Source organism: Bradyrhizobium sp. BR 1432 (assembly GCF_051547705.1).
Taxonomy (GTDB): Bacteria; Pseudomonadota; Alphaproteobacteria; order Rhizobiales; family Xanthobacteraceae; genus Bradyrhizobium; species Bradyrhizobium zhanjiangense.
Map to the genome: position 1 here is coordinate 3,589,061 of NZ_JBPUGF010000003.1, position 25,083 is coordinate 3,614,143.

Below are 25,083 nucleotides of genomic sequence, written 5' to 3' on the forward strand. Positions count from 1 at the left end.
TGCCCGGCAAGCTTTGTAAGTCCCATGACACCTTCCAGCCATCTTGAGAAATCTCCGGCGGCACCCTTAGGTACGACTTCATGACACCGCACCGCGAACGCGGCGAGTTGAGTTGTAGACATACTGTCCGTCAGGCTGCCGCCACGGACAGTTCATCCATGTATGGCCCAAGGTCTGCAGCGAAATGCTCATGCTTCAACAACTGATCGAAGTGTCTCATCATGCGTGGATACTCGTTGCGGACACCACGATGGAGTATTCTGCTTAGGCCCAGCTCCTGCAGCTGACGCGCTCGACAATGTTCGTTCATGAAAAGCGCGAACTCTATGGCGAAACAGATATCGGCAAGGGAAATGCTGTCGCCGACCAGCACCCGGCGGGTGGGCCGGAGCGCTTGCTCAAGTCCGGAGGCGTAGATCGAGAAAGCTTCTTGAGTTCTCGCGTGGATTGCCGCATCCAGTATCCCGCCTGACAGCGCTAGAAGGTAGATCTGAGCGTCTCGCGCAAAAATCAGACTTACATCCAGGAAGCTGTCGATCCTGGAAGTCTCGTAAGCATCGTGCCCATAGAGGGGGAAATCGGTCTTGCTCAGGCGTGCCACCGCTCGCATGATGCTATTCGATTCGAAGATGCCGATTTTCCCGCCGGGAGCGAACGCGGCAGGAACGTTGCCGAACGGGTGGGCATCCATGAACGCTTCTGTCTTGAACAAGCGTTCTCCAGTCATCCCTACCCTGCCAGTCCGAGCGAGCGGCGAGTACGCATGCCATTCGTAGGAGGCTACGGGGGCTGCATTGTAATCCCAAAGCCAGCCCTTCAGCTCTTCCGCAGAGGCACCTTTAACTTCGATTTCAACTCCAGCAAATCTGCCCGCAATGGTCGCCTTCCAAACTCTCGGATTCGGCAAATATGAAAAGATACGAAGGTCAGCCATTGTAAGCCACTCAGAGATGCGGTCGTCGGACGTGTCAAAGGACTAGAGGCCTAGCGGAATTCCCAGCAATCAAAAATCTGCTATCGCCCTACTTACCAATGATAGGCTGGCGCGAACTGTCACTCGCAGGTCCGTCCAACTCGCCGTGGCGCGAAGTGGATTGGAGAGGTGAGGTAAACTTGGGCGGACCACATAACGACCTTGCGCAGTGACGGATCTCAACTGTGAAGGTTAGCTCGCCCTGACTTGGACGTTTCCCCATCCGACAGCGGCCGCGAGGACGCCGATACGCTCGGGAGCTGGTGGTTGCGGTAACGCTCACGAAGCTCTGACTTCCTGACCTTTCCTGTCGCGGTATGAGGAATCGTATCCATCACGACGTCGTCAGGCATCCACCACTTCGCGATCTTGCCCTCAAGATACGCAAGAATGGTGCTCTTGGATGCCTCCGCACCCGGCTTGGTCTGGACGACGAGAAGCGGCCTTTCGCCCCATTTCGGGTGTGGGACGGCAATCACCGCAACTTCCTGCACGGAAGGGTGCGCCGCAGCGACATTCTCGATCTCGATCGACGATATCCATTCGCCGCCTGACTTGATAACGTCCTTGGATCGATCGGTTATACGCATATACGCGTGCTCGTCGATCGTCGCGACGTCGCCCGTGTCGAAATAGCCCTCCTCGTCCAAGATTTGGTCATCCAAACCAAAGTACGCCTTGGCGACGCTTGGGCCACGTACCTTCAGTCTACCGAATGCTTTTCCGTCGCGGGGAAGTTTGGCGCCGAAGTCATCGGTGATCTTCATTTCGACGAGAAACGGTGCAAAGCCCTGGCTTGAAAGTTGGGCAAGCTTCTCAGCGCCAGTCAAGCCTTCGAATGGCGGCTTCAGGTGCCCGATCGATCCGACAGGCCCCATCTCGGTCATACCCCAGCCCTGCCGTGCAGCGATCCCCACTCGTTCAAAGCCCTCGATCATTGCGGGCGGAGGCGCTGCCCCGCCGATCGTCAGAGTTCTGAGCGACGGCAGTCGCAAGTTTTCCGATTCCATATGCTGTTGGAGCATGAGCCAGACCGTTGGCACGCCGGCCGTCGACGTGACGTTTTCGTCCCTGAGCAGTTCATATACGGACGGGCCATCGAGCTTCGCGCCCGGAAACACGATCTTGCTGCCCACCATTGGCGCCTGGAATACGTAAGCCCAGCTATTGGCGTGGAATAACGGCACAATTGGCAGGACGGTATCGTTACAGCTTAAACCCATCACGTCTGCTTGGGCGGTCATCAACGACTGAAGTACGTTTGACCGATGAGAATACAGCACGCCCTTCGGATTTCCCGTCGTGCCTGACGTATAGCACAGGCCGGCAGCCGTATTCTCGTCAAAGCACTTCCAGGCAAAGTCGCCGTCGACGTTATCGATCCAGTCCTCGTACGCTACGGCATTCCGCAAGGACGTGTTCGGCATATTCTTGCGATCCGTCAGTATGACGAACCGCTCGATCAATTCGAGCTGCGGCGATAGCTTCTCGAGAACCGGTATGAATGTGACGTCAGCACAGAGAATTCTGTCCTTTGCGTGATTGATGATCCATGCGATCTGTTCGGGAAACAGGCGGGGATTTCACGGTGTGGCAAATGGCGCCGATGCCCATGATTCCATACCAGAGCTCCATGTGTCGCCAAGTATTCCAGGCCAGTGTCGCGACCCGATCACCAAGCACAATGCCGTCGCGATCCAGCCGCTGGGCAACTCTTAGCGCACGTTTTCTGATTTCACCGTAATTGGTCCGATGGATCGGCCCCTCGATCGACCGCGTCACGACCTCGCGATTGGGATGACAAGCTGCGGCGTGATCAATGATCCGCTGACACAGCAATGGCCAGTCTTGCATCAAGCCCAACATGGATTCCTCCGATAGGTCCTCCCACATCCGTTCAATCGGACGCGTGTGTTGCTTCATTTGGAGCATGAGGCGGTCATGCAGCAAAACATAAACATGGGGGTTGGCGCGCAACGTCAACTTTTTGGCGCGCGCGGCCATAGAAGCCGCTTCGCTAGGGCGTGATATTTCCCAGCAAATCTCGAAAACAGCCCAACGGTAGGAAACGACATGCCAATCTACATCATCACAAGTCAACGCGGCACGATCAGCTCCGAGCAGAAGTATGAGCTCGCCGAGGCGCTGGTCGAAATGCACTTGCGCGTGGCGGGCGGAGCCAGATGGCTGGTCAACGTCGTCTTTCAGGAATCGGACAGCATCTTTGTGGGGGGAGCGCCCGCAAGGAGATTGCTGATAGGGACAACGATTCGCGAGGGGCGAAACGACGAGGCCAAAGCGTCACTCCTGGCCGAATACTCATCCCTTGTATCGCGCGTGCTGGATGTCCCAACCTCGGATATCATTGCTGGCCTTGAGGAAGTAAATCCGGACAACGTGATGGAGGCCGGATTCATTCTTCCCAAGGTCGGGGAAGAAGAGGCGTGGATGAAGAAAGTCCTGGCTTCTCAAAGACATTGATGCCGATCGGATCAAGCGAAACGCCTCGGTATGGTGATCGACGACAGCTTATGGGTGGCATAGTTGTCGATGCAGACGGATATCGAAGCGCCTTTTAGCTGGAATCGACCTTGTCAGGGAGGACGCAATGACCGCAAGGACGCTCGAACAGGCGGTGATGCAGAATCACGCCGCGCTGGACGCGATGGTGAAGGGTGACTGCTCCGGCTACGTCGCCCTGCTCTCTGATCGTGATGACGTGACCTGGGGCAACCCGTTCGGCCCCTTCGCGCGAGGCCGCGCAAACATCGAGGCCACTCTGGCCGGCGCGGCGGCGCGCATGCGGTGCGGCAGGGCGGCCGGTGCCGATCACGTCGCGACATACCTGGCCGACAAGCTCGCCGTGGTGGTCGAGGTGGAACACGCCGAAACCATGGCTGGCGGCGCGGACGCCCCCTCGCCGGCGGCGCTCCGGGTCACGAGCGTCTGGCGGCTGGAGGGCGATGCCTGGAAGCTTGTCCATCGGCACGCCGACCCAATCACGACGCCCCGCTAAGCCATTCCCGTGATCTCAGCCTTGCGCCTCGGGCTTGAAGAATTCGGACGAATGTATTGACTGGATATCGGCCGGTTACAAGACGCTTTAGTGGACGATGCGCCCCGTTGAAAGATTAGATCTTATCGCTCGGACCTACCACACGGAAACAGAAGCGCCGCAACCTGTTGCCGGCCCTTTGACTTTTTTCGACTGGCTTCCCGCAGCTTGCCTGACGCGCCAATCTGCTATCGACCTTTGCCAGGTGATCTTCAACTCGAGCGCAAGCAAAACAAAGCCTCGCCCCGAATGGCAACAGCAAGGGGGCGCCGGTCACATCCGGCCACCAAAGTGAGGCTTTCAAAAAACATCGCCGGCTCAATAAAAGGGCATGGCGATCTTTGACAGGAAATTGATATGATGGAGCACCACATGGAGAACCATCCCCTTGACAGCTCTCACAGTGGCCTCATGCTGGTTTAACGCCATTCTCGACGGCCTTGAACGGGAGGGGCTGGAGAGAACGCAGCTGACGCTGGGGGTTCGTGGCATCGTCGGCGGCAGATTTCCGGACGCGAGCCGCATTGAGCTTTCTCCAACGAGAACCGTCTGGCGCCGCGCCCGGCTCCTTTCGGGGGACCCCTTACTTGGAGTTAAAGTCGGAAGCAGCTTACCCATTCACGCTACCAATGTGATCGCGGTCATCACTGCGCATAGCCCAACATTTGGCGAAGCAATTCAACACCTGTTGCGCTACCAGGCTTTGCTGAGCGAGGGCGGCCAGTTCACGACGCAACAGGTGGGAGCCGTAGTGCGGATGCTCTACAAGCCCACTCAGGACCCAATATCGATGGATTCGCTCCACACCGATGCTATCATCGCCTGTTTCTTAGCCAGCAGCCCCAAGCCCGCACTTGTCCACCTTGTAGGCCGGCCAGAGGCTGATCAGCGTTCGTTCGCCCAAATCCTGAATTGCGACGTTTGCTTTGGCGCTCCATACGCGGCTATCGACTACGACGCCCAGGCACTAAACGCGAACAAGTCCGGGGCGGATAGAGCCTTGTGCGATATCAATATCGCCTATGCTGAGACGTTGCTGAACGCTCTGCGTAGAATGGATGCCCTCTGCCAAAGGGTCCAGGCGGCGATCGGGAAGCTCGGCGCAAGTGCAGCCAATATCGAGTCCGTTGCCTGCGAGGTCGGCTGTTCACCGCGCACGCTCCAACGGCGTTTGAATTCAGCTGGCACCAGCTTCTCCGAACTGTTCGAGGCTTATCGGATGGGGGAGGCCATCATCATGCTCTCCGAGACAGATTTTGGTGTTTCTCGTATCGGTCACCTGCTTGGCTTCTCAGAAGCGAGCACATTCTCCCGCGCCGTTTCGCAGTGGTACGGACTATCGCCCCGCCAGATAAGGAAACAGCGGAACGGTGATATAGTTCGAATTCGCGATACGCAGCAAACGCTTTCCCGCACAGCGAGCAACGCCGTTGGAACGTCTGGGACGAGGGGCGTCAAACGGCCGAGCTCCGTGCTTACCGTGTGATATGCTCGCTCCATCACACCTGCATCAAAACAACCGCTCCCTCGATTTCTGCCAACGCGGCGCCGCGTAAAACGTTGCCTCACGTCGACAATCAAGTGGATTGTTCGATCAACGGGGCATCGGATTGGCCGTTGCCCCGCCACGATGGAGGAAGGGACGTCGACGCAGCTATGCCGCGGCCGCTTTTTTCCGCGTGAAGCGACCGTAGAATGTGTCGCCTTTAGCGGCCATTTCGATCAGGAGCTTTGGCGGAGTAAAGCGCGAACCATACTTCTTCTCGAGCTTCAAACACAGCTCAACGAACTTTTTCGTACCCATGAAGTCGATGTAGGACAGCGTGCCCCCAGTGAACGGCGGGAATCCGAATCCGAGAATCGAGCCGACATCGGCCTCTCGCGGATCGGTGATGACACCATCCTCCACGGTGCGCGCCGCTTCCACCGCCTGCACCACGAGAAACCGCTGCTTCAACTCCTCGACGTCGAGAGTATCCGGATCGAGCACCTTAGGCTGCAGCACGGTCAACTCCGGCCATAGCTTCTTTTGTCCCTTGCCCTTCTCTGGATAATCATAAAAGCCCTTGCCATTCTTTCGGCCGAGGCGTCCGCGCTTTTCCACCATCTCGACCAGCAACTTCTTGTGATCCTTGTTGATCGCCTGCGTGCCGATATCGGCTTCGGTGGCCCTCAATATCTTAAGCCCAAGGTCGAGAGCAGTCTCATCACTGAGCGAGAGCGGACCGACCGGCATGCCGGCCATCTTGGCGACGTTCTCGATCATGGCAGGCGGCACGCCTTCCAGCAGCATCTGGTACCCTTCGAAGATGAAGAGCATCACGCAACGGTTGGCGTAGAAGCCGCGCGAGTCATTGACGACGATCGGCGTCTTCTTGATTTGTCGCACGTAGTCGAGGGCGGTGGCCAGCGCAACGTCGCCAGTGTTCTCTCCAACGATGATCTCCGACAACATCATCTTCTCGACTGGAGAGAAAAAGTGGATTCCGATGAACCTCGACGGATCCTTGAACTCCTCGGCCAGCGAATTGATCGGCAGCGTGGAGGTATTCGACGCAAAGATCGCGCCTTTCTTCAAAAGCGGCTGCGCTTTGGCGTAGGTCTCTGCCTTGACTCTCCGATCCTCGAACACCGCCTCGATCACCAGGTCGCAATCGCTTATCGCATTGTAATCTGCGGTGGCGGTTATACGCGACAGGATCGCGTCGCCGTCGGCCTGTGTCATGCGGCCCTTCGCGATCACCGCATCGACGTTAGCCTGGGCGTGCCCCTTGCCCTTGTCCGCAGAGGCCTGGTCGCGATCAATCAAAACCACGTCAATACCGGCCTGGGCGGAAATATAGCCGACGCCGACGCCCATGAAACCTGCACCGATGACTGCGAGCTTCTTTACTTTCGTCGGCGGCACGTTCTGCGGACGGCGCGCGCCTTTATTCAGATCCTGCATCGATATGAAGAGCGAACGGATCATCGCCGCCGCTTCCTTCGAACGCAGAATCTTGGCGAAGTGCCGCGATTCGACGCGCAGCGCTGCATCCATCGGCAACTGCAGGCCTTCGTAGACGCACTGGAGTATTGCCCGTGCGCCCGGATAGTTATCGTAAGTCTCCTTGCGCAGGATCGCGGTCGCCGGCTGGAAGAACTGCAATCCCGTTTTCGAGTAGACCGCACCACCAGGCAACTTGAAATCCTTCTGATCCCAAGGTGCCACCGCCTTGCCGCCGGCCTTGATCCAGTCCTTGGCCTTCTGAATCAGATCCCCGGCAGGCACCACTTCTCCGATGATACCACGGGCTTGCGCCTTCTTGACATCGATCGCGTCGCCCTTGAACAGCATCTGCACGGCATCCATGGTCGGCATCAGGCGCGGCAGCCGCTGCGTGCCGCCGGCGCCTGGAAAAATTCCGATCTTGACCTCAGGCAGCCCGACACGGGTTTTCGGATTGTCGGACGCGACGCGGTGGTGACAGGCCAGCGCCAGTTCGAAGCCTCCGCCGAGCGCCGTTCCATTGATCGCGGCAACCCAGGGCTTGCCGCCAACCTCGATATTCCGGAACGATTGCGACAATTTGCGCGCCTCGCCGAACATGTATTTGTTCGCCGCTTCCTCGCCTTGCGACTTCAACATCTCCGCGTGAGTGCGGTTCATCGCTTCGAGCATCGTCAAATCCGCGCCGGCGCAGAACGCATTTTTGCCGGATGTGATGACGACGCCCTTCACCGCAACGTCCGACGTCAGTTGCTCGATGATTGCGCTGAGCTCGGCTCCCGACGTCTCATCGATGACGTTCATCGATCTTCCGGGAATATCCCAAGTCACCAGCGCAATGCCGTCGACGTCGGTCTCGATCCTGAAATTCTTGTAGGCCATGTGATCGTTCCAATTCCTTGTCGTCGTCCGGAGGTAACCTGCTGCTCGCGAGGCTCCTCCCTAACGGGGACGATGAAGTTCAAACTCGTTCGATGATGGTTGCAGTGCCCATGCCGCCGCCGATGCACAGCGTCACGAGCGCGGTGGATTTGTTGGTACGCTCAAGTTCGTCGAGGACCGTGCCAAGAATCATCGCACCGGTCGCGCCGAGCGGGTGGCCCATAGCAATCGCGCCGCCGTTGACGTTGATCTTGTCCCTATCGATTTCGAACGCCTGCATCAATCGCAGGACCACCGAGGCAAATGCCTCGTTCAGTTCGACCAGGTCGATGTCCGACAGTTTCATGCCGGAACGATCGAGCACTTTCCTGGTCACATCGACCGGACCGGTCAGCATCATCGCAGGTTCGGAGCCGACATTCACGAACGCGCGAATCTTTGCACGCGGCTTGAGGTTGTGCTTTTTTCCAGCATTCCCGCTACCGAGAAGAACGGCTCCCGCGCCGTCGACGATACCCGACGAGTTGCCTGCATGGTGCACGTAATTGATAGCTTCGACTTCCGGATGCGCCTGAACTGCGACAGCGTCGAAGCCGCCCATTGCACCCATAGTCGCAAATGATGGCTGCAGCTGGCCGAGCGATTGCATCGTCGTGCCTGGACGAATGTGCTCGTCCTTCGCGAGAATCGTGATGCCGTTGACGTCCTTCACCGGCACGACCGATTTCTGGAACCGACCTTCGTCCCAGGCCCGGGCGGCGCGCTGCTGGCTCTGAACGGCATAGCTATCGACATCGTCGCGCGAGAAGCCGTATTTGGTAGCGATCAAATCTGCGGCGACGCCCTGAGGCATGAAATAGCTCGGCACCGCCATCGAAGGGTCCGTCGGCCACGCCGAACCGGAGGACATGATCCCGACGCGAACTCGATGGACTCCGCGCCGCCACCGATGGTCAATTCGTGCTGCCCCGACATGATCTGCGCCGCGGCAATATTCACGGCGTCGAGGCCCGACGCGCAGAAGCGGTTGACCTGAATGCCGGGCACTGACTTGTCGAAGCCAGCCTTCAGCGCAGCAAATCGCGCGATGTCGCCCCCTGCCTCGCCAATCGGATCAACAACCCCGAGCACGACGTCATCAACGCTGTCAGGCGCCAGATTATTGCGTTCCTTCAGGGCGTGTAGCGGAACGGCCGCCAGCGCGAGGGCGGTCACTTCGTGGAGCGAGCCGTCCGACTTTCCCTTGCCGCGCGGCGTGCGAACGTGGTCGTAGATATATGCCTCAGGCATCTCTGGCCTCTCCTGCCTTGTTCACCTCCCTGGTTCGGGAGGAATTTGTTCGATCGCACATCGAGCACTCTCGCGTTCCTTGCGAGAGCGCGGCCGAACAGACCTTCTCGCTCAGCCAATGTGGACGCTCTAAGCTACATCGGTTGTTTTTGTTTATCGACTTGTTTTTTACAAGTCTTGGGCGGAATTTCCGTCCAACTGCACGTCTGGCGCTTGATGCGGTCGGTTACATGTGCGTCGTTATTAGGGGTACGCTACGGCTCTTCCGCCGGCGCATCACAGCTCTGCCAGGACTCGCCATTGTGTGGACGGCGGAGCCCGGACTCCCGTCCTGCTCACTCAGAGGAAGCGTCAAGCACTTCGCCGAAAAGCTCCCAGGCAGTGCCACTCCAGCGTTGTAGCCTCATCTGGGTGTAATTCATGTTGATCTTGTCGCTCGTGTTGACGCTGATGCCGGGCAACAATGTGGGTAGCATGACATTCTTCAGGCTCTTCGCCTGCTTGACGATGTTCTCGCGAGAGAGATCGCTCCCGCACTGCTTGATCAAATGTTCGAGCAGAACTGCTTGCGCATACCCGTACTGGATGTTGGTGTCAGCGATATCTGCGCCCGGCATGTACTTTTCGATGAAAGCTCGATAGTTCTTCATCCCAGCGTCGTTGGCCCACTGAGTGTCGACCGGATCCATCATGTTCTGCCCGACGATCACGCCGATTGCCCTTTCAAGACCTGCCGGCTTCAGAGTTCGCGCTCACCGAACTCGAGGGGTAGTTCAGCACAATCGTGGGTTTCCAGCCGATCTCGGCAGCCCTCCGAATGGCTTGCGCCGCGAACTTTGGCGTCCCTGCTACCAGCAACGCGTCGGCCCCTGAACTCTTTAAGTTCAGAATTTGAGAATTTACCGTTGGATCGCTAACCTCATATGATACAGCGACAACTTTCGCTTCGAAGGCGTCTTTCAGGATCACCTTGAAGGCGTTGACGTAATCTTTGCCGAGATCGTCGTTCTGATAGAGGATGCCGTACTTGGCGTTCGGCATCGTCTTGGTCAAGAACTTCGCGTAGATTTTCCCCTCTGTATCGTAGCTGACGATACTCGTCGTGGTCAGCGGATAATCCGCAACATTCGTGAACTTGTTCGACCCGGTAATGATACCGACGCTGGGTATACGTTTCGCCATCAAATACTTGGCCACCGCGGTGTTCCCCGGGGTACCGAGCTGACCAAACATGAAGGCGACCTCGTCGCCTTCGACGAGCTTGCGGACCTGCTCCACCGCTTTGGGCGGGCTATACGCATCGTCGTAGGCAATGTAGTTTATCTTCCGGCCGTTAATGCCGCCGCGGTCATTGACCGACTGGACATAGGCAAGAATGGCTTGGCCAATGACTCCGTACGGCGAGGCAGGTCCGCTGAAGGGAAAGACGCCGCCAATCTTGACCTCAGTGGGCGTCACACCCGGTCCATCGGCAGCATACGCGACGGACCCGAACGACATCAGCATCAGGGCAATAGCTGGCCTAAAGATTCTAAACATGACCCTACTCCATCAATGCGAAATGATGTGTCTTCTCAACCTCAAGCTGCCTCACAAAAGATCCGCTTCCCAAACTAGGACGCGCGGCGTCTAGGCGTTGACGAGGGGAGCCGCTCCCGGACCATCTCCCGAACCAGGTCCTTGCGTACCTTGCCGAAGCTGTTGCGCGGCAACGCGTCAAGGCAGACCACTTCACGCGGCCGCTTGTAGCTCGCGAGGGACGCGCAGCTCCTTACGATGTCGTCCAGATCTACGGCTGCATCCGTCGCCTTGACGATAGCAGCGACAACGATTTCGCCCCACTTTTCGTCAGGAACTCCGATCACCGCGACTTCCCGGATCGATGGATGATCGATCAACGCCAATTCGACTTCGGCGCAGTAGACATTCTCTCCACCGGAGATGATCATGTCCTTCTTGCGATCCTTGATGGCGAGGTACCCGTCCTCGTCGAGGACACCGACATCGCCGCTGCGATACCACTCCAGCCCATTCAGATTGATGATCGCTTCCCGCGTCGCTTGTTCGTTGTCGAGATAGCGCGAAAACGCCGTCGGACCGCTGATGAGAATTTCTCCGACTTCACCATGTGGAAGAATCCCGCGTTTCTCATCATGAATGACTATCTGCGTACCGGGTGCCGGCAGCCCGGCGGTTCCGAGCTTCTTGGTCAGCATCGCTGGCGGGCATTTTGAAACGAACAACATCTCCGTAATGCCGTAGGCGTTTGTCACCCCGTTTGGCAGCCTGAAGCGTTCCTGGATGCGTTCCGCAAGCAGCGGCGGCAGAGGTGCCGAAGCAGAGATCCAGTGCGTGAGATGCGGTAAGCTCTTGTTCCCAACGAATGGCTCATGGACAAGCTGCCAGGCCATCGTAGGGACGATGAAAGCGAGCTGGATCCTGTACTTCTCCAAATTCTCCAGGGTTTGAGCCGCGTCGAACTTCTTGAACAGAAAATTTGTTCCACCGCACATGACGACCGGCAGCGCAAAATTCTCCATCGCTCCGCGATGAAAGAGAGGAGCTACGCCTAACGACCGCACTTCGTCAGGGAAGCCTAACGCGATGGCGCTGAGCGTAGCGGCGGCAACTGCCGATCGATGTTTAACCACCGCTCCCTTCGGCCGGCCTGCTCGTTCCCGATGTGAACCAGATGCCGCTATCGGCATCTGAGCTCACGATCGGGAAAGAGGGAATGTCTTCGGTGCTGCCGCCGAGCAGATCGTCGAAGCGAAGCTGATCGGGCCGCTCGCCGTTGCCGCACACGATCAGTTGAATCTGGGGGCCAGAGTTGGCGATGGCCTGCGATGCCAGTCCCGCGAGCTCTTCGTCAACGATCAGCGCTTTACACTGGGCTGCCGAGAGCTGATACGCGAGTTCTTCGGCCGTCAGCCGAAAATTCAGAGAAACAGTAAGCGCTCCGAGCCGCGCGATCGAAAAGTAGGAGAGAAGCAGCTCACGCTGATTCCACAGCAAATACGCGACCCTGTCGCCTGATCCGACGCCGAGCCGCTGAAGTCCCGCAGCAAGGCGGTCGACGGTCTCATCGAATTCGCGGTAGGTCAGCGACCCCGCCTCATCGACGACAGCGTCCTTTTGCGGCGTCGCGCAAGCTGTTGCCCGAAGAATATCCGAAACCGAAATGGCTCGATCCAGCACCATGACCTCCCCTTGTTTCGTTCTGGCAGCTTGTGCTGCTCTTAGAGTTCTGCGACCTCGCCTAACGTGGTGGCTCTGGCTGCCACTTCACCCAGTGGAAGAACGACTTGCATTGCCGACACCGAAACAGGACCTCGGAGACGCTTCCACCGAAGGGCGATTCGATGTCGACGACATCGCTTTCACAGTGCGGACAGACGACCTTGCTGGCATCCACCGGCAAGTCGAATGTTGGCTCGTCGCGATTCACGGCATCGCCAATTCGCGATTCTTGAAACGGATCTTCTCGAACAGGTTCTCCGGGATCCCCGCAACGCCATTGCGGCGAATAGACCGCTGCCAGGACCTTGCAGGGCCCGCAATTCCAGCCGGGACATCGAAGGTTTCGCCAACCACTTTGAGAAAGCGTTCGCGAAGATCCGAATCCGACGCATCCCGATAGCCGCTCGAGAAAACGATATCCGGCTGGTCCGGCTCGCCCCACCAATCCAACGCTTCGACGAAGCGGCGACGGGCGTCTTCATCCACATTGGACGCCGGATCCTTGCGTAGCGCTTTGATCCAGCCCACGGAATAGCTTAGATGAAAACGCGATTCCTTCAGTATCTTGTCAGCGAGACGTGCCAGAGTTCTGTCGGCCAAGCTCGTTCTGTAAGCGCTCAATTGCGTAGAGATGGCCTGCTCGGCCACGAATATCGTCGCGATAAAGTCGGACCACGATTGCGGCGGCCGATCGAGCAGCTTCGGCGAGCGGATGTCCTTCGCACCACGCGTCCACTCCACCTCATCGAGCGTGACGCCGAAACGCCCCAGATGCTGATAAAGCGCGCGGGCATGCCCATATTGTCCCTGCATCATCGCGCAGATCGACGTGAAGTCCGCGATGGAGCGCCCGTTCTGCAACACCATCATGTACCAGCCGGCGAGCACCAGCTTGGCGTCCGCGATGCAATACAATTCGTCCCGCAGGACTTTGTCCGCTTCTGAAAGGTCTTCGATTGAATTGATGACAGCCATCACACCACCTTCACCTTCGATTTGCTGCCGCGTTCGGTAATCGTGACGATTGCCGACAGCGGTACGATGCACATCTCCCGCCAAATATGCTGGTCGTAAACAAACCAGGCGCGCGCCTCCGCCAGTTCCGCATTGGGGGCCTCGACCGAACCGATGTGGGTGAGCGGTTCTGCAGAATCTCGGCGCGCAAATACCTCGTAGAATTCCGGCTTGTCGCCCCCCAACTCCAATTGTCTGTCGATAACCTTTTTCATCATCGTACCCCTAGACCTGTATTCCGAAGCGACGCATCAGTTGTCGTGCATTGGGCTCAATGGATTGCGTGGTCCAATCGTGATGCCAGCCTTCGAGGACGTTGACCTCGCTGACCCCCTCCAGGCCGCCCACAGCGTCCTTGACCGATTGCTTCAACATCGAGACGCCGGGACAGGCCAGGCACGGAATCGCGAGTTCGACATTAACCACGCCGGTGTCCGATATCGTGACGGCCCGCAACATTCCCATGCTCTCGATGCTGACCGGTATATGCGGGTCATTCACCGCGAGGAGCGCTTCCCGGACCGCCTGCTCCGTCACCACAGGTCCTGCCCCCAAAGCTCGACCTGCATTCGGGTCAGGCCCGGCAGCTTCAATGGGCCACCTTTCTTCCACTGCGCCAGCTTCTCGGGCCACGTGACCGTACGAAAATCCCACTTCAGGGTTTCCAGGTTCAGCAGGATCGGCATTTGGTAATCGAGGACGTAAATGCGCTTTTCGCTGTCGAAGTGAGCCGGGACCTTCAAACCAACCTGCTCGCAGAAGGGCACGAGGCGCTGCAGCCAGATCTGCCTCAGCTGATCGTTGCTGCTTCCGCGTATCTTGTAATGGAGCTGGTCGGTCCTCGACTTGACATCGTCCGTCGCGCCGAACCACTCGGCCCCCAGCGGAAACCAGAAATCCATACGCTCCTGGACCCGCTTCCGCATCTCGGGGCCCTGCTGCATGTAGTGGCGAATCATCGTACTCGCCGCGCTTGACGTGGAAGTTCTCTTCGAAGTTCACCTTCCGCAGCGATCGGCTATACGGTCCGAATGAACAATTCTCCTCGAGATCGCGCGTCGTGATATATCCCGCCTGATCGCCGACAAGGTGGCCCAGCCCCACATCGATCGGACTCAAATTCCCAAACTCGAGCAGAAAGAACGTCTTGAAGTTCTTGGGATCACGCTCGAACACCTGGTGATAGGAGTTGAAGCCGAAATCCTCGAGCATGCGGAACATGACTTGGGCATGTCCCATCTCGTCTTGCAGCGCAGACGCGACGGCAATGCGATCGTTGATGCTGGGTGCAAACGCTATGGCGTCGTAGTCGAGAGGCAACGTCATGATTTCCAGATCGGCGGCGATCGCCATGGTGGCGACGAGCACGTCACGATAGCGGGGCGTCATCTCGTTGATATCTTCCAGCGTTGCACCAGCCTTAATTCGGGTCTGCAGGGCGACCTCGGTTGCCTCTTCGGTGTTTTCACGCGCAAGTGCCGCTTGAGCCATGGTCGAACCTTCCGTCGTTGCAATTCGCTGATGGTTGTTCTCAGTCCTGAAGATTGCCGCGCAAGACGTCGATGACGGAGGGCCCGTCATCGGCTTCGATGTCTGTCGGTGTCTCCGACGCGATTTGAAGACCGGTAAGTACGACAGCCTTCAACGTGCGAACCAGACGGTGAACATCGATGCGGAGATTTTGACGGAGGCACTCGAGCATGATGCCATCGCCTGTCGAGATCAGGAGCCGAGCCATATCGTTACTGCTCAGGTCGGAGCGAAACGCTCCGGAAGCCTGTCCCAACTCCAGGACGTTTCGCACTTCTCGTGCGATCCGATTGTAGCCGGCCTTTACCCTGCGTGCTGCCTCGGACTCGGCGCCCGCCATTTCGATCGAAACAACGATCGGCAGCAACATCGAACCCGGATGCTCAAGGGCGATCCTGCCGGCCCTCTCCAGGTATTTCGTCATGCGCTCGACGGGCGAGAGGCGTTGGTCTTGCAGGATCTGAAGGTACGGCTCCATGACGTTGGCTTGCACGCGTTTCAGCAGTTCAAGGAGCACACCTTCCTTGGTGCCGTAATAGAAGTAGACGCTACCCTTGGTCAGGTCTGCGAGCTGCCCGATCTGTTCCGTCGTCGTAGCGTTGTAGCCCTGGGTCACGAAAAGAAACTCGGCGGCAGCCAATACTGCCGACATGCTCAACTCGCGATGTTCGGAATTTGTCAGTCGTTTCTTGCGCTTTTTCATGCGCTCGAACGTATTATCACTGGACTCGCAAGGTAAAGCCTCGTGCAAGCCTAATGCACCGATAGCCGAACAATGGCTCAGTTCACCAAAGCCCTGGCTTGCATCGAACCGTCCCGACATTGCGGCGGAATACTCATGCTCATGGCCCGGCGAAGTTTTCTTCGAAGCGGCTGGCAGTTGACATTGACTGTCATTTACATTTAACTTACTGACCAGTCAATAACTTTCTTTGACCGCTGGAGAAATCGAATTTTCGTCTTGGAAACCAGTGAGATACACGAAAGAAGCGGCTCGGCTCGGGAGCTATTGGCCACGAGATTGAGCCAACCAGATCGACCGACCAGGGAGAAGGGACGAGGGATGACCAAGCAGATTGAATTCTATTTCGACTTCGGTAGCCCCTACAGCTACCTCGCACAGAGCCAGCTCAAGAAGCTGGCGGCAGACACGCAGGCCACCATCGTCTACATGCCAATCAACGTGCTGGATTTGATGAAGGCGACCGGCAACACCCCGACGACGATCGAGTGCAAGGCAAAGAGGAAATACGCGAAGAGCGATCTGCAACGCTGGGTCAAAAAGTACGGCGTCGGCTGGGAGCCCAACCAGAACTTCCGGCACATCGACCTCAACTTCCTGCTTCGCGGGGCAATCGCTGCGATCAAGCTCGGGGTGGGTGCCGAGTTCGTCTCGAAGGTATTCACCGGTCTCTACGCTCAGGTGCTTGACCTGGGCAACGTCGACATCCTCAAGGACTTCCTGAAGAAGAACGAGCTTCCTGCCGATCGCATCCTCGAGCTGATGGCACAGGAGGAGATTTCCGAGGAACTGAAGGCCCGCAACAAGGCAGCCGAAGAAGTCGGCCTATTTGGTACGCCGACGTTTCGGATCGGAGACGAAATCTACTTCGGAAACGATCGGCTTCCATTCGTTGAAGCAGCAGCAAAAGCGCAGGCATGATCATGACAAAGCCAGTTTGTGTTATTACCGGCGTTGGTCCCGGCACAGGCAGCGCACTCGCGCGACGCTTCTCCCGCGGCGACTATCACGTCGCTCTCATTGCGCGCTCCGAAAAGCGCATTCCGAAGCTGCAAGCTGAGCTGCCGGACGCCTCCGCCCACATCTGCGATGTCACGCAAGAGGACCAAGTCAGCGAAACCGTCGCAAGGATCACACGTGACCACGGCGCACCCGCGATCGCAATCCACAATGCCGTGGGCGGAACGTTCGGAAATTTCCTGGAAGTGGATCCCGCGGCACTCGAGACGAACATCAAGGTCAACACCATGGGACTGCTTTATCTCGCCAGAGCGGTCGCTCCAGCGATGATCAAAGCGCAAAGCGGCGCCATCATTGCGACCGGCAATACATCGGCCTATCGCGGAGTCGAGAGCTACGCCGCATTCGCTCCGTCCAAAGCAGCAGAACGTATCCTTGCCGAATCGATGGCGCGGCATCTGGGCCCGAAGGGCGTCCATGTCGCCTTTCTGATGATCGACGCAATCATCAACGTGCCATGGGCTCGCAAGATGTTCCACGACAAGCCGGAAGAGTTTTTCGCTCAGCCGACAACGATCGCTGATGAGATCTGGCACATATGCCATCAGCCTCGTTCGGCATGGTCGTTCAATTACGAACTTCGGCCCTATGGCGAGAAGTGGTGACCTGCTTCGGTCATTTTCATCTCGCAATCGATCGAAATGCCGATCTGAAAAATGCCGGACCGGTCGACCGGTCCGGCCTTTAGAGCGTCCATAGCCACTTTCTCCAAACCGCCGAGAACAACGGCGCGTTAAGCCTCGCGCACAGTGATCGAAGCGGCGTCTGGCCCTTGCGCAAGGGCTGATGCTCGAACTGAAAGCCCAAACCAATGCACCGCCTGCCTATCCTGGTGGGCGATCTTGATCCTCCAATAAGTTTGGTTTGCATCCTAGCGGAGCTAATCTTGCTGAACACAATGCATCCTAAGGGGCGGCGAGCATCGCTGTGGATGATCAACTATTCGACGATCACCTCGTGGATTGGCCGAACCGCCGTTCTCGCGCCTGGCTTTATTGCGGCCTTTCTGATTGCAGTCTTGGCTGGTTGTCTGCGGTCGCTGCCTTACCTGTCCGTCATCAGCTCGATGATGCTGGCGATGCTGATCGGAATGACCCTCAACAATGTCGCTGGCCAGCCGGCCTGGCTCAGAGACGGCGTTATGTTCAGCCAGCGGCGATTACTCCGGATCGCCATCGTACTGCTCGGCCTTCAGGTCACTTTCGCCGACATATCGAGATTGCGTACGATGGGTGTAGTTATTCTGATTGCCGCGCTGGCGGCGACCTTCGCCTTTACGACCTACGCTGCACGATTGTTGGGTATCGAACAAAAACTCGCTAAGCTCATTGCCGCTGGGACCTGTGTGTGCGGCGCGTCGGCGGTGGTCGCCGCGAACGCCGTTTTGGGCGGAAAAGAAGAGGATGTGACCTATGCTGTTGCATGCGTCACCATCTTCGGGACCGTCGCCATGTTCCTTTTTCCGTTACTGCCGGAGCTTCTCCATCTGGATGCCCCAGAATTCGGACTATGGATCGGGTCTTCCATTCACGAGGTTGCGCAGGTGGTTGCAGCTTCGTTTCAACACGGGCAGATCGCCGGCGAAATGGGCACGATCGCAAAACTGTCCCGCGTCATGATGCTCGCCCCGCTGGTGCTTGCGATGGGTCTGCTTTCGCGTGGTAACGACCAAGAAGAGGCAGAAGCGTCAAGACGCAAGTCCACGGTACCCTGGTTTGTCTTGGGCTTCATAGCCGCCACCTGCATCAACAGCATCGTTGCTATCCCCGTGGGGCTGAAATCGAGTTCTCGTTTGGTTGACGACCTTTCTGCTGACCGTCGCGCTTGCCGCAATGGGAATGCATACCGACTTGTCAAAACTGCGGAGCCGTGGCTTTCGTCCTGCCTTCCTGGGCGCACTTGCCTCCGTTTTTATCGGCCTCTTTAGCCTAGCCGGCATCAAGCTGCTCTATTGAACGACATGCGGCGACTTCAGGAAGGCTGGCGCCGCATCGCTAACTGCTTCAAACGAAATTTCGATCTACCGTTCTGATACGGCCTCGCGCGGCAAGAGGTCGGCACAAAAAAGGCCCGAGATCGGAGATCCCGGACCAGTCTGGGAGGCTCGCACGCGCAGCGTCAGAGCGCGATCCAAAGAACAAGCTGCACGATGGCTGCGAAGGGCAACCCGAACGTCAGCGCGAGGAGCTGACCTTCCCTGATTTCATCGACGCTCAGATCAGGAAAGAATTCGATCGCGAATAGGCCACATTCCATAAGTCGCCCCGATTTTTCTCGACAACGGTTTGCCTACGTTCGTCCTTTTCAGCCCTCCACCTTGAAGGTGAGTCCGGCGTTCCGAACCAGCCGCGATATCAGCTTCTCGCCCATCGCCGCGCCGGGAGTCCAAATGCCCGCAGCAACGTCACTCGCGTCCTGCAGGAGGCAGATCGCGCATTCCGTGATCATTTTTGACGTCGATCCGTAGCCGGGGTCCCTGTCACCTCTGACCGCGACAAAGATCTTGCCGCGATCCTTGTTGCTGCCGATGAACAGTATGTCGTAACTACCGGCTTCACGATCCGCCTTGGATGGGCCCTCACCCGGCTTCGGACTGCCTTCGCCGCCGAACGATCTGTTGTCCTCCACAATCTTGGCGGCCGCAGCCTCTCCCTGTTTGCCCGCGCCCGCCACGATCATCTCGTCGTAAACAAAGCCCGTCCCGTAGGGATGCCCCATGAGCGCGTTGGATCGATGGACGTTGCGCGTGTTGATGGGCGACATGATGAATGGGGCCACCCAGGCGCCCATGTCCTCGTCAAACTCGATCTTCATTCCGTGCGGCTGCTTTGGACCGCTGAAGCCGGGCGTTAGAAGGAACGGATCCTTGAGCTGATCGAGCACCTTCGGATCACTCATCGCCGCGGCCATCGTCGCGCGTGAGCTGGCTGCAGTTCCGCCCGAGAATGTGCCCTTCATCACCCGGACCCGGCCTTTCACGTGCGCCGCCGGCTCTCCCCACGCCTTCTTGGCGGCGCCCTGCAGGAAGAACACGCCGAGCTCGAACGGCACGGAATCGAAGCCGCACGAGAAAATGATGCGTGCCCCACTCGATCGGGCCTCGTTCTCATGAGCGTCGATCATGCTCCTCATCCAGACGGTCTCGCCGCTCAAGTCGAGATAGTCCGTGCCCGCGCGGGCGCATGCCGCCACCAATTTGGATCCGAAAAGCTGGAAGGGGCCGACCGTCGAGATCACGGCGCGGGTCGATCGAGCCAGCGCATGTAGCGATTCTTCGTCGTCCGAGTCAGCCTTGATCAGCAATGTATCTCCGGGCGCGCCGATCTCGGCGCGAACAGCGGCGAGTTTCTCAAGGTCGCGGCCCGCCATTCCCCATTTGATTTTGTCTCCGTATTTCCCAGCGATGTATTCGGCCACGAGCCGACCGGTGAAGCCGCTGGCGCCAAAGACAATCAGATCGCAGGCGCTATCCCGTCCCATGTTCTCGCTCCATCAGCGCCCAAGGGGCTGCCTCACCTACCGCCGTGACCTCGCGTCTCACGACATGACTCGTGCTGCCGGTGCGGCTGAGCCGCTGTTTTTCATCAATTTTCACGACGCCGAGAAACATTCTGACTATACAGTAAGTTTCTTCGATGTAAACTATGACGCGTCTCGGCTGTCCTCCTGCGGTTGCGACGCCGCCCCTCCAACAGAACATCGGGTCCTCAAAATGGTCAGTTTGAAAAGCTTGTTCAATCTCTCCGGAAAGAAAGCGCTCGTGACCGGAGGCTCCCGGGGGCTTGGGCTTCAAATCGCCGAAGCGCTGGGCGAACAGGGAGCGGAGCTCGTATTGTCGTCGCGGAAGGCTTCGGATCTCGAAAAGGCGCAGGCGCATCTCGCCGGCCGCGGAATCTCCGCACAATGGATCGCAGCGGACAACTCCAAGGACGATGACATCTCACGTCTCGTCGACGATGCCCTTGGCAAGCTCGGGCGAATTGACATCCTCGTCAACAACGCGGGAGCGACATGGGGGGCTCCGACCGAAGATCACCCGATCGAGGCGTGGGACAAGGTCATGAACCTCAACATTCGCTCCCTCTTCCTCCTCAGTCAGCAGGTCGGAAAACGCTCGATGATTCCGAACCGATATGGCCGGATCATCAATCTGGCATCGATCGCCGGCCTCTTCGGCAGCACGAGCACGACTCAAACGATCGCCTACAACACGAGCAAGGGTGCCGTGGTCAACTTCACCAGAGCCCTCGCCGGCGGCTGGGGCCGCTACGGCATAACGGTGAACGCGTTGGCGCCGGGCATGTTTCCGTCGAAAATGACCAAGGGGACGATCGAACATGTCGGCATGGAGAAGCTGACGGCAGGCGTACCTCTTCAGCGCATCGGTGACGAAGACGACCTGAAGGGCGCCGCCTTATTGTTCGCCAGCGACGCCGGCAAACATATCACCGGTCAGATCCTGAGTGTCGACGGCGGTCTAACGGCTGTATTGTCCTCATCCTAACGCGGAGAACTCCCAACACGCGTGCGAGGAGATGACATGACTGAGTCCACCCAATCCAAAGTCCAGGATGTTGCCCTCATTGTCGGTGGCGGCCCCGGCATCAGCTCAAGTTGCGCGAGGCTGTTTGCGAGAGACGGGATGCGCGTAGCCGTGGCGGCCAGGAATCCCGACAAGGCGGTCCTCGCGGCACTCGAAAACATGCATGGCGTGAGGCGATACGCTTGCGACGCCAGCGAACCCGCGGCAGTGGAGCACCTGTTCGGGACTCTCGTGCAGGACGTCGGGGCGCCGAGGCTCGTCGTTCACAACATCGATGGACGGGTTCCGGGCATTTTTCGCAAGAGCATCATCGAAGCGGACCCGACCATGGCGCTTGAAACGCTTCGCAACGCGGCATTCAGCGCGTTCCTGGTTGGCCAACAGGCAGCCAAGCTCATGCTTGAAAACAAGCCAGATGCCAACGGGAAGAAGGGGACGATCATCTTCACGAACGCCAGCGCCGCGCTCAAAGGCTATCCATCAAGCGGCGCCTTTGCGATGGCATGTCATGCCAAATCGGGGCTCGCGCAAAGCATGGCGAGAGAACTGATGCCGCAGGGTATCCACGTCGCCAATGTGCCTATCGACGCCGCGATCGGCTGGACCCAGAACGACGGGACGCGTGCCCACCGCCTGGCCGGAACGACGGTCGATGACAATATGGCCGACCCCGATCGCATCGCCGAAACCTATCTGCATCTGCATCGCCAACATCGCTCGACCTGGGCCTTCGAAGTCGTTCTCAGACCCTGGGTCGAGAAGTGGTGACATCGCTCATCTGTGCACTTGCGCCGGACCATAGCCATTCTCCGTTGAATAACTCCTAGCTGATTTTGGCCGCAGCGCGTCGTGACAAGCTACCCCTATTCTGCTGCCGGACTTCTTGGAGCCGCGGGACTTTCTGATCTGTAATGACGGGACCAGCAGGCGACGAGACCTGCTGCCGAGCGCATCAAGGCCAGAGGGACGCGATGACGAGCCAATCCATCGACAGAGGGGATCGCCTTGAGCCTTGAAGATCATCCTACGGTGAAGAGCATCCGCTCCCGCAGCCGTCAGCAAGTTACCGACATCCCCGTCTCTGCGGATCTGATCAAGCAGATCGCGCGCGACTGCGGCGCCGATGATGCAGGCATCATCGAGATCAATCGCGCCGCGATCGCACCTCAGCTGAGAGTCATCCGGAAGGTCTACGGCCGCACGCGATCCTTGCTCGCGATCGCTTGCAGCATGAATCGTGAGCCCGTCCGTTCCCCTGCCCGTTCGGTCGCCAACGAGGAATTCCACGGCACCTACGATCATGCGAACGAAACCGCGCGTGCGATCGTCCGGGCGCTCGAAGAGCACGGCATCCCGGCCTGCAATTCGGTGTCCGCCTTTCCGATGGAGATGGATCTGCCACGGGTCATGATGGTCCAGCATAAGCCGATCGCCGTGGAGGCCGGACTCGGTCGCATGGGAATCCATCGCAGCATCATCCATCCGAAGTTTGGAAGCTTCATGGTGCTCGGCACGATTCTGCTTGGACGGGAAGTCGACGCCTATGATCAGCCGATCGACTACAATCCCTGCCTGGAATGCAAATTGTGCGTCGCCGCCTGCCCGGTCGGAGCCATCAAACCGGACGGCGCCTTCGATTTCCTGTCCTGCCAGACCCACAATTATCACGACTTTCTCGGCAACTTCGCGCAGTGGGTCGAGACCGTCGCCGATTCGAAAGATGCCAAGGACTATCGCTCACGCGTGCCCCGCACCGAGACACTGAACATCTGGCAGTCGCTCTCGTTTAAGCCGGGCTACAAGGCCGCCTATTGCATCGCGGCCTGTCCGGCCGGCGAAGATGTCATAGGCCCCTTCCTGGAGAACCGCGACGCCCACTTCCCGGAGGTGGTCAAGCCGCTGATCGATAAAGACGAGTTCGTCTACGTGATCCGGGACACCGATGCCGAGGACACGGTCACACGGCGCTTCCCTCACAAGAAGGTCCAGTATGTCACCTCGGGCCGCCATAGCGTCAACATTCAAGGCTACCTCTTCTCCCTGTCGCTCGGCTTCCAGCGCGGCAGGGCCAAAGGGTTAGACCTCGTGACACACCTGAGCTTCACGGGAACGACGACGCTCGACGCGACGATCGTCATCAAGGACAGGAAGCTGGAGGTCGTTCCCGACCGCCATATCGGTCAAGCGGGATTGAAGGTCGCGGCGGACTCCAACGGTTGGTTGAGCGTTGTCAACCGTGACCTCGATATGGCCGAAGCGATCGCCACCAAGCTGGTGAGCCTGAGCGATGAAAAACTGTTTGCAGCCTTCATGCGCTGCTTCCCGATGTGAGCCCGTACTCGGCAAGAACGCGAGACTTGAATCGATTGTCTCTGTGCAGGATTGAACATGATTTCTCGTCGGAATGTGCTTTTTGGCATCGGCGGCGCGGCGGTGGGAGGGGCGCTCACCAGTTCGCTGGGTGGCGCCAAATTTTTCGACTATGGCGACGTTCCGGTAAACGTCTTTGACTATCGCGAGTTGGCGAAGACACGTTTGCCGAAGATCGTTTTTGACTACCTCGAGGGTGGTGCAGGAGGCGAATGGTCCCTGTCGCACAACAGGGACATATTCGAGCGCCTTGTTTTCCGTCCCAAACGGCTGCTCGACATCAGCAAGCGGGACATATCGACTGTCTTGTTTGGGCAGAAGTATGCTGCACCGATCGTGATTGCCCCGACCGGTTTGAACGGCGCATTCTGGCCCAATGGGGACATCGCGTTGGCGCGAGCCGCAGAGAAGGCCAATATTCCCTTTGCTTTGTCGACCGCTTCAACAGCGTCCATTGAGGATGTCGCGCAAAATGCAGGCGGGGACAAGTGGTTTCAGCTCTATGTGTTGAACAAGGCGTTGTCGCAACAATTGGTCGAGCGGGCCAAGGCAGCAGGCTACTCCAAGCTCATTCTCACGACCGACCTTGGAGTCGACGGGCTCAGAGAGCGCGACAATCGCAATGGCTTCAAATTGCCGCTGAACTACTCGTCGAGCTTGCTCGTCGATGGCCTGACGCATCCAGGCTGGGCGCTCGACTTTGCGAAGCACGGCATGCCGAAGGTAGCGAACTTCACCGGACGAGATGCGTCGGACACGGCGAGTCAGGCCGGGCAGATGAGACGCGGCCTCGACACGACTTTCAGCTGGAACGATCTGAAATGGCTGCGCTCCATCTGGCCTCATCAATTATTGGTAAAGGGAGTGTTGCGGCCGGACGATGCCGTTCGATGCATCGCTGAGGGCGCAGACGGCGTCATCCTGTCCAATCACGGAGGCCGGCAGCTTGGGGACGCGATCTCTCCGCTTCAGGTCCTGGCTGAAACACGAAGCAAGATCACGCAACCGATCCTCATCGACAGCGGTTTCCGCCGCGGCGCGGACATCGTCAAGGCGATCGCTCTTGGAGCAAACGCGGTTCAACTTGGTCGCGCGACACTCTACGGGTTGGCAGCTCGGGGCGAAACTGGCGTCACGGACGTGCTGAATATGACGTTCGCAGAGATCGACAACACCATGGCACAAATTGGTTGTTCCTCGATTGCGGACCTCAGCCCGGATTGCATCACTGAAGATCGATCGCCTCTGGCCGCTCGCTCCTGATGGACGATCCCGGCGGATGTTCTGCCGTCATGTCCATCCGCAGCATAACGTTCGGCGGGCGTATGGCGTTTCGAGCGGAACCATTCTCCAATGAATAACGCCTAGCCGATTTAGCCGGCGCGCACACCATACGTCCGGCCTATTGTTCACGCGACAAAAACTGTGCGCCACG

Annotated in this window: 22 protein-coding genes and 4 pseudogenes; 10 read left to right on the forward strand and 16 right to left on the reverse strand. The window is 58.2% G+C overall.

Annotation, left to right across the window (positions count from 1 at the left end):
• Positions 1–130 precede the first annotated feature (130 nt).
• From ACSKB8_RS17200 to ACSKB8_RS17210, 3 genes and pseudogenes are all read right to left on the reverse strand, one after another.
• The gene (locus ACSKB8_RS17200) at positions 131–934 is read right to left on the reverse strand and encodes a glutathione S-transferase (RefSeq protein WP_438105388.1); all 804 of its coding nucleotides are present in this window, start codon (positions 932–934) and stop codon (positions 131–133) included.
• Positions 935–1,152: 218 nt separating this feature from the next.
• Positions 1,153–1,563 (reverse strand): AMP-binding enzyme, encoded by a 411-nt coding sequence (locus ACSKB8_RS17205; RefSeq protein ID WP_438110567.1) that lies wholly within the window; start codon positions 1,561–1,563, stop codon positions 1,153–1,155.
• A gap of 138 nt (positions 1,564–1,701) precedes the next feature.
• Positions 1,702–2,977, reverse strand: a pseudogene (locus tag ACSKB8_RS17210) (AMP-binding protein); the annotation flags it as partial.
• A gap of 69 nt (positions 2,978–3,046) precedes the next feature.
• Here ACSKB8_RS17210 and ACSKB8_RS17215 point away from each other — a divergent pair.
• The 3 genes from ACSKB8_RS17215 to ACSKB8_RS17225 all read left to right on the forward strand — a co-directional run bounded on the left by ACSKB8_RS17215 (position 3,047) and on the right by ACSKB8_RS17225 (position 5,514).
• Positions 3,047–3,454 (forward strand): tautomerase family protein, encoded by a 408-nt coding sequence (locus ACSKB8_RS17215; RefSeq protein WP_438105389.1) that lies wholly within the window; start codon positions 3,047–3,049, stop codon positions 3,452–3,454.
• 127 nt (positions 3,455–3,581) lie between these two features.
• Positions 3,582–3,989 (forward strand): YybH family protein, encoded by a 408-nt coding sequence (locus tag ACSKB8_RS17220; protein WP_438105390.1) that lies wholly within the window; start codon positions 3,582–3,584, stop codon positions 3,987–3,989.
• A 427-nt stretch (positions 3,990–4,416) separates the two neighbouring features.
• Positions 4,417–5,514 carry an AraC family transcriptional regulator ligand-binding domain-containing protein gene (locus ACSKB8_RS17225; protein WP_438105391.1) on the forward strand — a complete coding sequence of 366 codons (1,098 nt, stop codon included), beginning with the start codon at positions 4,417–4,419 and terminating at the stop codon, positions 5,512–5,514.
• 168 nt (positions 5,515–5,682) lie between these two features.
• Here the strand turns inward: ACSKB8_RS17225 and ACSKB8_RS17230 are convergent, their stop codons facing one another.
• The 12 genes and pseudogenes from ACSKB8_RS17230 to ACSKB8_RS17285 form a co-directional block, all read right to left on the reverse strand.
• Positions 5,683–7,899, reverse strand: a complete 2,217-nt coding sequence (locus ACSKB8_RS17230) for a 3-hydroxyacyl-CoA dehydrogenase NAD-binding domain-containing protein (protein WP_438105392.1) — start codon at positions 7,897–7,899, stop codon at positions 5,683–5,685.
• 79 nt (positions 7,900–7,978) lie between these two features.
• Positions 7,979–9,189 (reverse strand): annotated as a pseudogene (locus ACSKB8_RS17235) (acetyl-CoA C-acetyltransferase).
• A 335-nt stretch (positions 9,190–9,524) separates the two neighbouring features.
• A pseudogene (locus tag ACSKB8_RS17240) lies at positions 9,525–10,728 on the reverse strand (ABC transporter substrate-binding protein).
• A gap of 74 nt (positions 10,729–10,802) precedes the next feature.
• The gene (locus tag ACSKB8_RS17245) at positions 10,803–11,897 is read right to left on the reverse strand and encodes a class I adenylate-forming enzyme family protein (RefSeq protein ID WP_438105393.1); all 1,095 of its coding nucleotides are present in this window, start codon (positions 11,895–11,897) and stop codon (positions 10,803–10,805) included.
• Entirely contained in the window at positions 11,833–12,390 is a 558-nt protein-coding gene (locus tag ACSKB8_RS17250; protein ID WP_438105394.1) for an AMP-binding protein, read from the reverse strand. The genes ACSKB8_RS17245 and ACSKB8_RS17250 overlap by 65 nt, the downstream gene beginning before the upstream one ends.
• A 58-nt stretch (positions 12,391–12,448) precedes the next feature.
• Complete coding sequence (locus tag ACSKB8_RS17255) at positions 12,449–12,637, reverse strand: PaaD-like zinc ribbon domain-containing protein (RefSeq protein ID WP_430516831.1); 189 nt, start codon at positions 12,635–12,637, stop codon at positions 12,449–12,451.
• On the reverse strand, positions 12,634–13,404 hold the full coding sequence (locus ACSKB8_RS17260) for a Phenylacetic acid catabolic protein (RefSeq protein WP_438105395.1): 771 nt from the start codon (positions 13,402–13,404) through the stop codon (positions 12,634–12,636). Before ACSKB8_RS17260 ends, ACSKB8_RS17255 begins: the two co-directional genes overlap by 4 nt.
• Positions 13,404–13,661 carry a phenylacetic acid degradation b gene (locus tag ACSKB8_RS17265; RefSeq protein ID WP_438105396.1) on the reverse strand — a complete coding sequence of 86 codons (258 nt, stop codon included), beginning with the start codon at positions 13,659–13,661 and terminating at the stop codon, positions 13,404–13,406. The genes ACSKB8_RS17260 and ACSKB8_RS17265 overlap by 1 nt, the downstream gene beginning before the upstream one ends.
• 7 nt (positions 13,662–13,668) lie before the next feature.
• Entirely contained in the window at positions 13,669–14,076 is a 408-nt protein-coding gene (locus ACSKB8_RS17270) for a metal-sulfur cluster assembly factor (protein ID WP_438110568.1), read from the reverse strand.
• A complete protein-coding gene (locus ACSKB8_RS17275) occupies positions 13,977–14,402 on the reverse strand; it encodes a Phenylacetic acid catabolic protein (protein ID WP_438110570.1) in 426 nt (141 codons plus the stop codon). Before ACSKB8_RS17275 ends, ACSKB8_RS17270 begins: the two co-directional genes overlap by 100 nt.
• A 64-nt stretch (positions 14,403–14,466) precedes the next feature.
• Positions 14,467–15,024, reverse strand: a pseudogene (locus ACSKB8_RS17280) (Phenylacetic acid catabolic protein); the annotation flags it as partial.
• Entirely contained in the window at positions 14,975–15,796 is an 822-nt protein-coding gene (locus ACSKB8_RS17285) for a TetR/AcrR family transcriptional regulator (RefSeq protein ID WP_438105397.1), read from the reverse strand. The gene ACSKB8_RS17285 and the pseudogene ACSKB8_RS17280, both read right to left, overlap by 50 nt.
• A gap of 138 nt (positions 15,797–15,934) precedes the next feature.
• Here ACSKB8_RS17285 and ACSKB8_RS17290 point away from each other — a divergent pair, with 138 nt between their 5' ends.
• From ACSKB8_RS17290 to ACSKB8_RS17300, 3 genes are all read left to right on the forward strand, one after another.
• Positions 15,935–16,636, forward strand: a complete 702-nt coding sequence (locus ACSKB8_RS17290; RefSeq protein ID WP_438105398.1) for a 2-hydroxychromene-2-carboxylate isomerase — start codon at positions 15,935–15,937, stop codon at positions 16,634–16,636.
• Positions 16,637–16,638: 2 nt separating this feature from the next.
• Positions 16,639–17,340 carry an SDR family NAD(P)-dependent oxidoreductase gene (locus tag ACSKB8_RS17295; protein ID WP_438105399.1) on the forward strand — a complete coding sequence of 234 codons (702 nt, stop codon included), beginning with the start codon at positions 16,639–16,641 and terminating at the stop codon, positions 17,338–17,340.
• A 281-nt stretch (positions 17,341–17,621) separates the two neighbouring features.
• Positions 17,622–18,662, forward strand: a complete 1,041-nt coding sequence (locus tag ACSKB8_RS17300; protein WP_438105400.1) for a YeiH family protein — start codon at positions 17,622–17,624, stop codon at positions 18,660–18,662.
• Between the two features lie 377 nt (positions 18,663–19,039).
• Here ACSKB8_RS17300 and ACSKB8_RS17305 read toward each other — a convergent pair whose 3' ends face one another.
• Positions 19,040–20,215, reverse strand: coding sequence for a saccharopine dehydrogenase family protein (locus ACSKB8_RS17305; protein ID WP_438105401.1), 1,176 nt, complete (start codon positions 20,213–20,215; stop codon positions 19,040–19,042).
• A gap of 64 nt (positions 20,216–20,279) precedes the next feature.
• Here ACSKB8_RS17305 and ACSKB8_RS17310 point away from each other — a divergent pair, with 64 nt between their 5' ends.
• The 4 genes from ACSKB8_RS17310 to ACSKB8_RS17325 all read left to right on the forward strand — a co-directional run bounded on the left by ACSKB8_RS17310 (position 20,280) and on the right by ACSKB8_RS17325 (position 24,911).
• On the forward strand, positions 20,280–21,239 hold the full coding sequence (locus ACSKB8_RS17310) for an SDR family oxidoreductase (protein WP_438105402.1): 960 nt from the start codon (positions 20,280–20,282) through the stop codon (positions 21,237–21,239).
• Positions 21,240–21,275: 36 nt separating this feature from the next.
• Entirely contained in the window at positions 21,276–22,046 is a 771-nt protein-coding gene (locus tag ACSKB8_RS17315; protein ID WP_438110572.1) for an SDR family oxidoreductase, read from the forward strand.
• Positions 22,047–22,283: 237 nt separating this feature from the next.
• A complete protein-coding gene (locus ACSKB8_RS17320; RefSeq protein WP_438105403.1) occupies positions 22,284–23,609 on the forward strand; it encodes a 4Fe-4S binding protein in 1,326 nt (441 codons plus the stop codon).
• A 57-nt stretch (positions 23,610–23,666) separates the two neighbouring features.
• The gene (locus tag ACSKB8_RS17325) at positions 23,667–24,911 is read left to right on the forward strand and encodes an alpha-hydroxy-acid oxidizing protein (protein WP_438105404.1); all 1,245 of its coding nucleotides are present in this window, start codon (positions 23,667–23,669) and stop codon (positions 24,909–24,911) included.
• The last annotated feature ends 172 nt before the right edge of the window (positions 24,912–25,083 follow it).

Bases quoted from the DNA above. Each gene is read 5' to 3' on its own strand.
- ACSKB8_RS17200 (WP_438105388.1), bottom strand. From the start codon at position 934: ATGGCTGACCTTCGTATCTTTTCATATTTGCCGAATCCGAGAGTTTGG.
- ACSKB8_RS17245 (WP_438105393.1), bottom strand. From the start codon at position 11,897: ATGCCGATAGCGGCATCTGGTTCACATCGGGAACGAGCAGGCCGGCCG.
- ACSKB8_RS17295 (WP_438105399.1), top strand. From the start codon at position 16,639: ATGACAAAGCCAGTTTGTGTTATTACCGGCGTTGGTCCCGGCACAGGC.
- ACSKB8_RS17205 (WP_438110567.1), bottom strand. From the start codon at position 1,563: ATGCGTATAACCGATCGATCCAAGGACGTTATCAAGTCAGGCGGCGAA.
- ACSKB8_RS17285 (WP_438105397.1), bottom strand. From the start codon at position 15,796: ATGTCGGGACGGTTCGATGCAAGCCAGGGCTTTGGTGAACTGAGCCAT.
- ACSKB8_RS17275 (WP_438110570.1), bottom strand. From the start codon at position 14,402: ATGATTCGCCACTACATGCAGCAGGGCCCCGAGATGCGGAAGCGGGTC.
- ACSKB8_RS17230 (WP_438105392.1), bottom strand. From the start codon at position 7,899: ATGGCCTACAAGAATTTCAGGATCGAGACCGACGTCGACGGCATTGCG.
- ACSKB8_RS17310 (WP_438105402.1), top strand. From the start codon at position 20,280: ATGACTCGTGCTGCCGGTGCGGCTGAGCCGCTGTTTTTCATCAATTTT.
- ACSKB8_RS17315 (WP_438110572.1), top strand. From the start codon at position 21,276: ATGACTGAGTCCACCCAATCCAAAGTCCAGGATGTTGCCCTCATTGTC.
- ACSKB8_RS17265 (WP_438105396.1), bottom strand. From the start codon at position 13,661: ATGATGAAAAAGGTTATCGACAGACAATTGGAGTTGGGGGGCGACAAG.
- ACSKB8_RS17305 (WP_438105401.1), bottom strand. From the start codon at position 20,215: ATGGGACGGGATAGCGCCTGCGATCTGATTGTCTTTGGCGCCAGCGGC.
- ACSKB8_RS17325 (WP_438105404.1), top strand. From the start codon at position 23,667: ATGATTTCTCGTCGGAATGTGCTTTTTGGCATCGGCGGCGCGGCGGTG.
- ACSKB8_RS17260 (WP_438105395.1), bottom strand. From the start codon at position 13,404: ATGGCTGTCATCAATTCAATCGAAGACCTTTCAGAAGCGGACAAAGTC.
- ACSKB8_RS17250 (WP_438105394.1), bottom strand. From the start codon at position 12,390: ATGGTGCTGGATCGAGCCATTTCGGTTTCGGATATTCTTCGGGCAACA.
- ACSKB8_RS17220 (WP_438105390.1), top strand. From the start codon at position 3,582: ATGACCGCAAGGACGCTCGAACAGGCGGTGATGCAGAATCACGCCGCG.
- ACSKB8_RS17215 (WP_438105389.1), top strand. From the start codon at position 3,047: ATGCCAATCTACATCATCACAAGTCAACGCGGCACGATCAGCTCCGAG.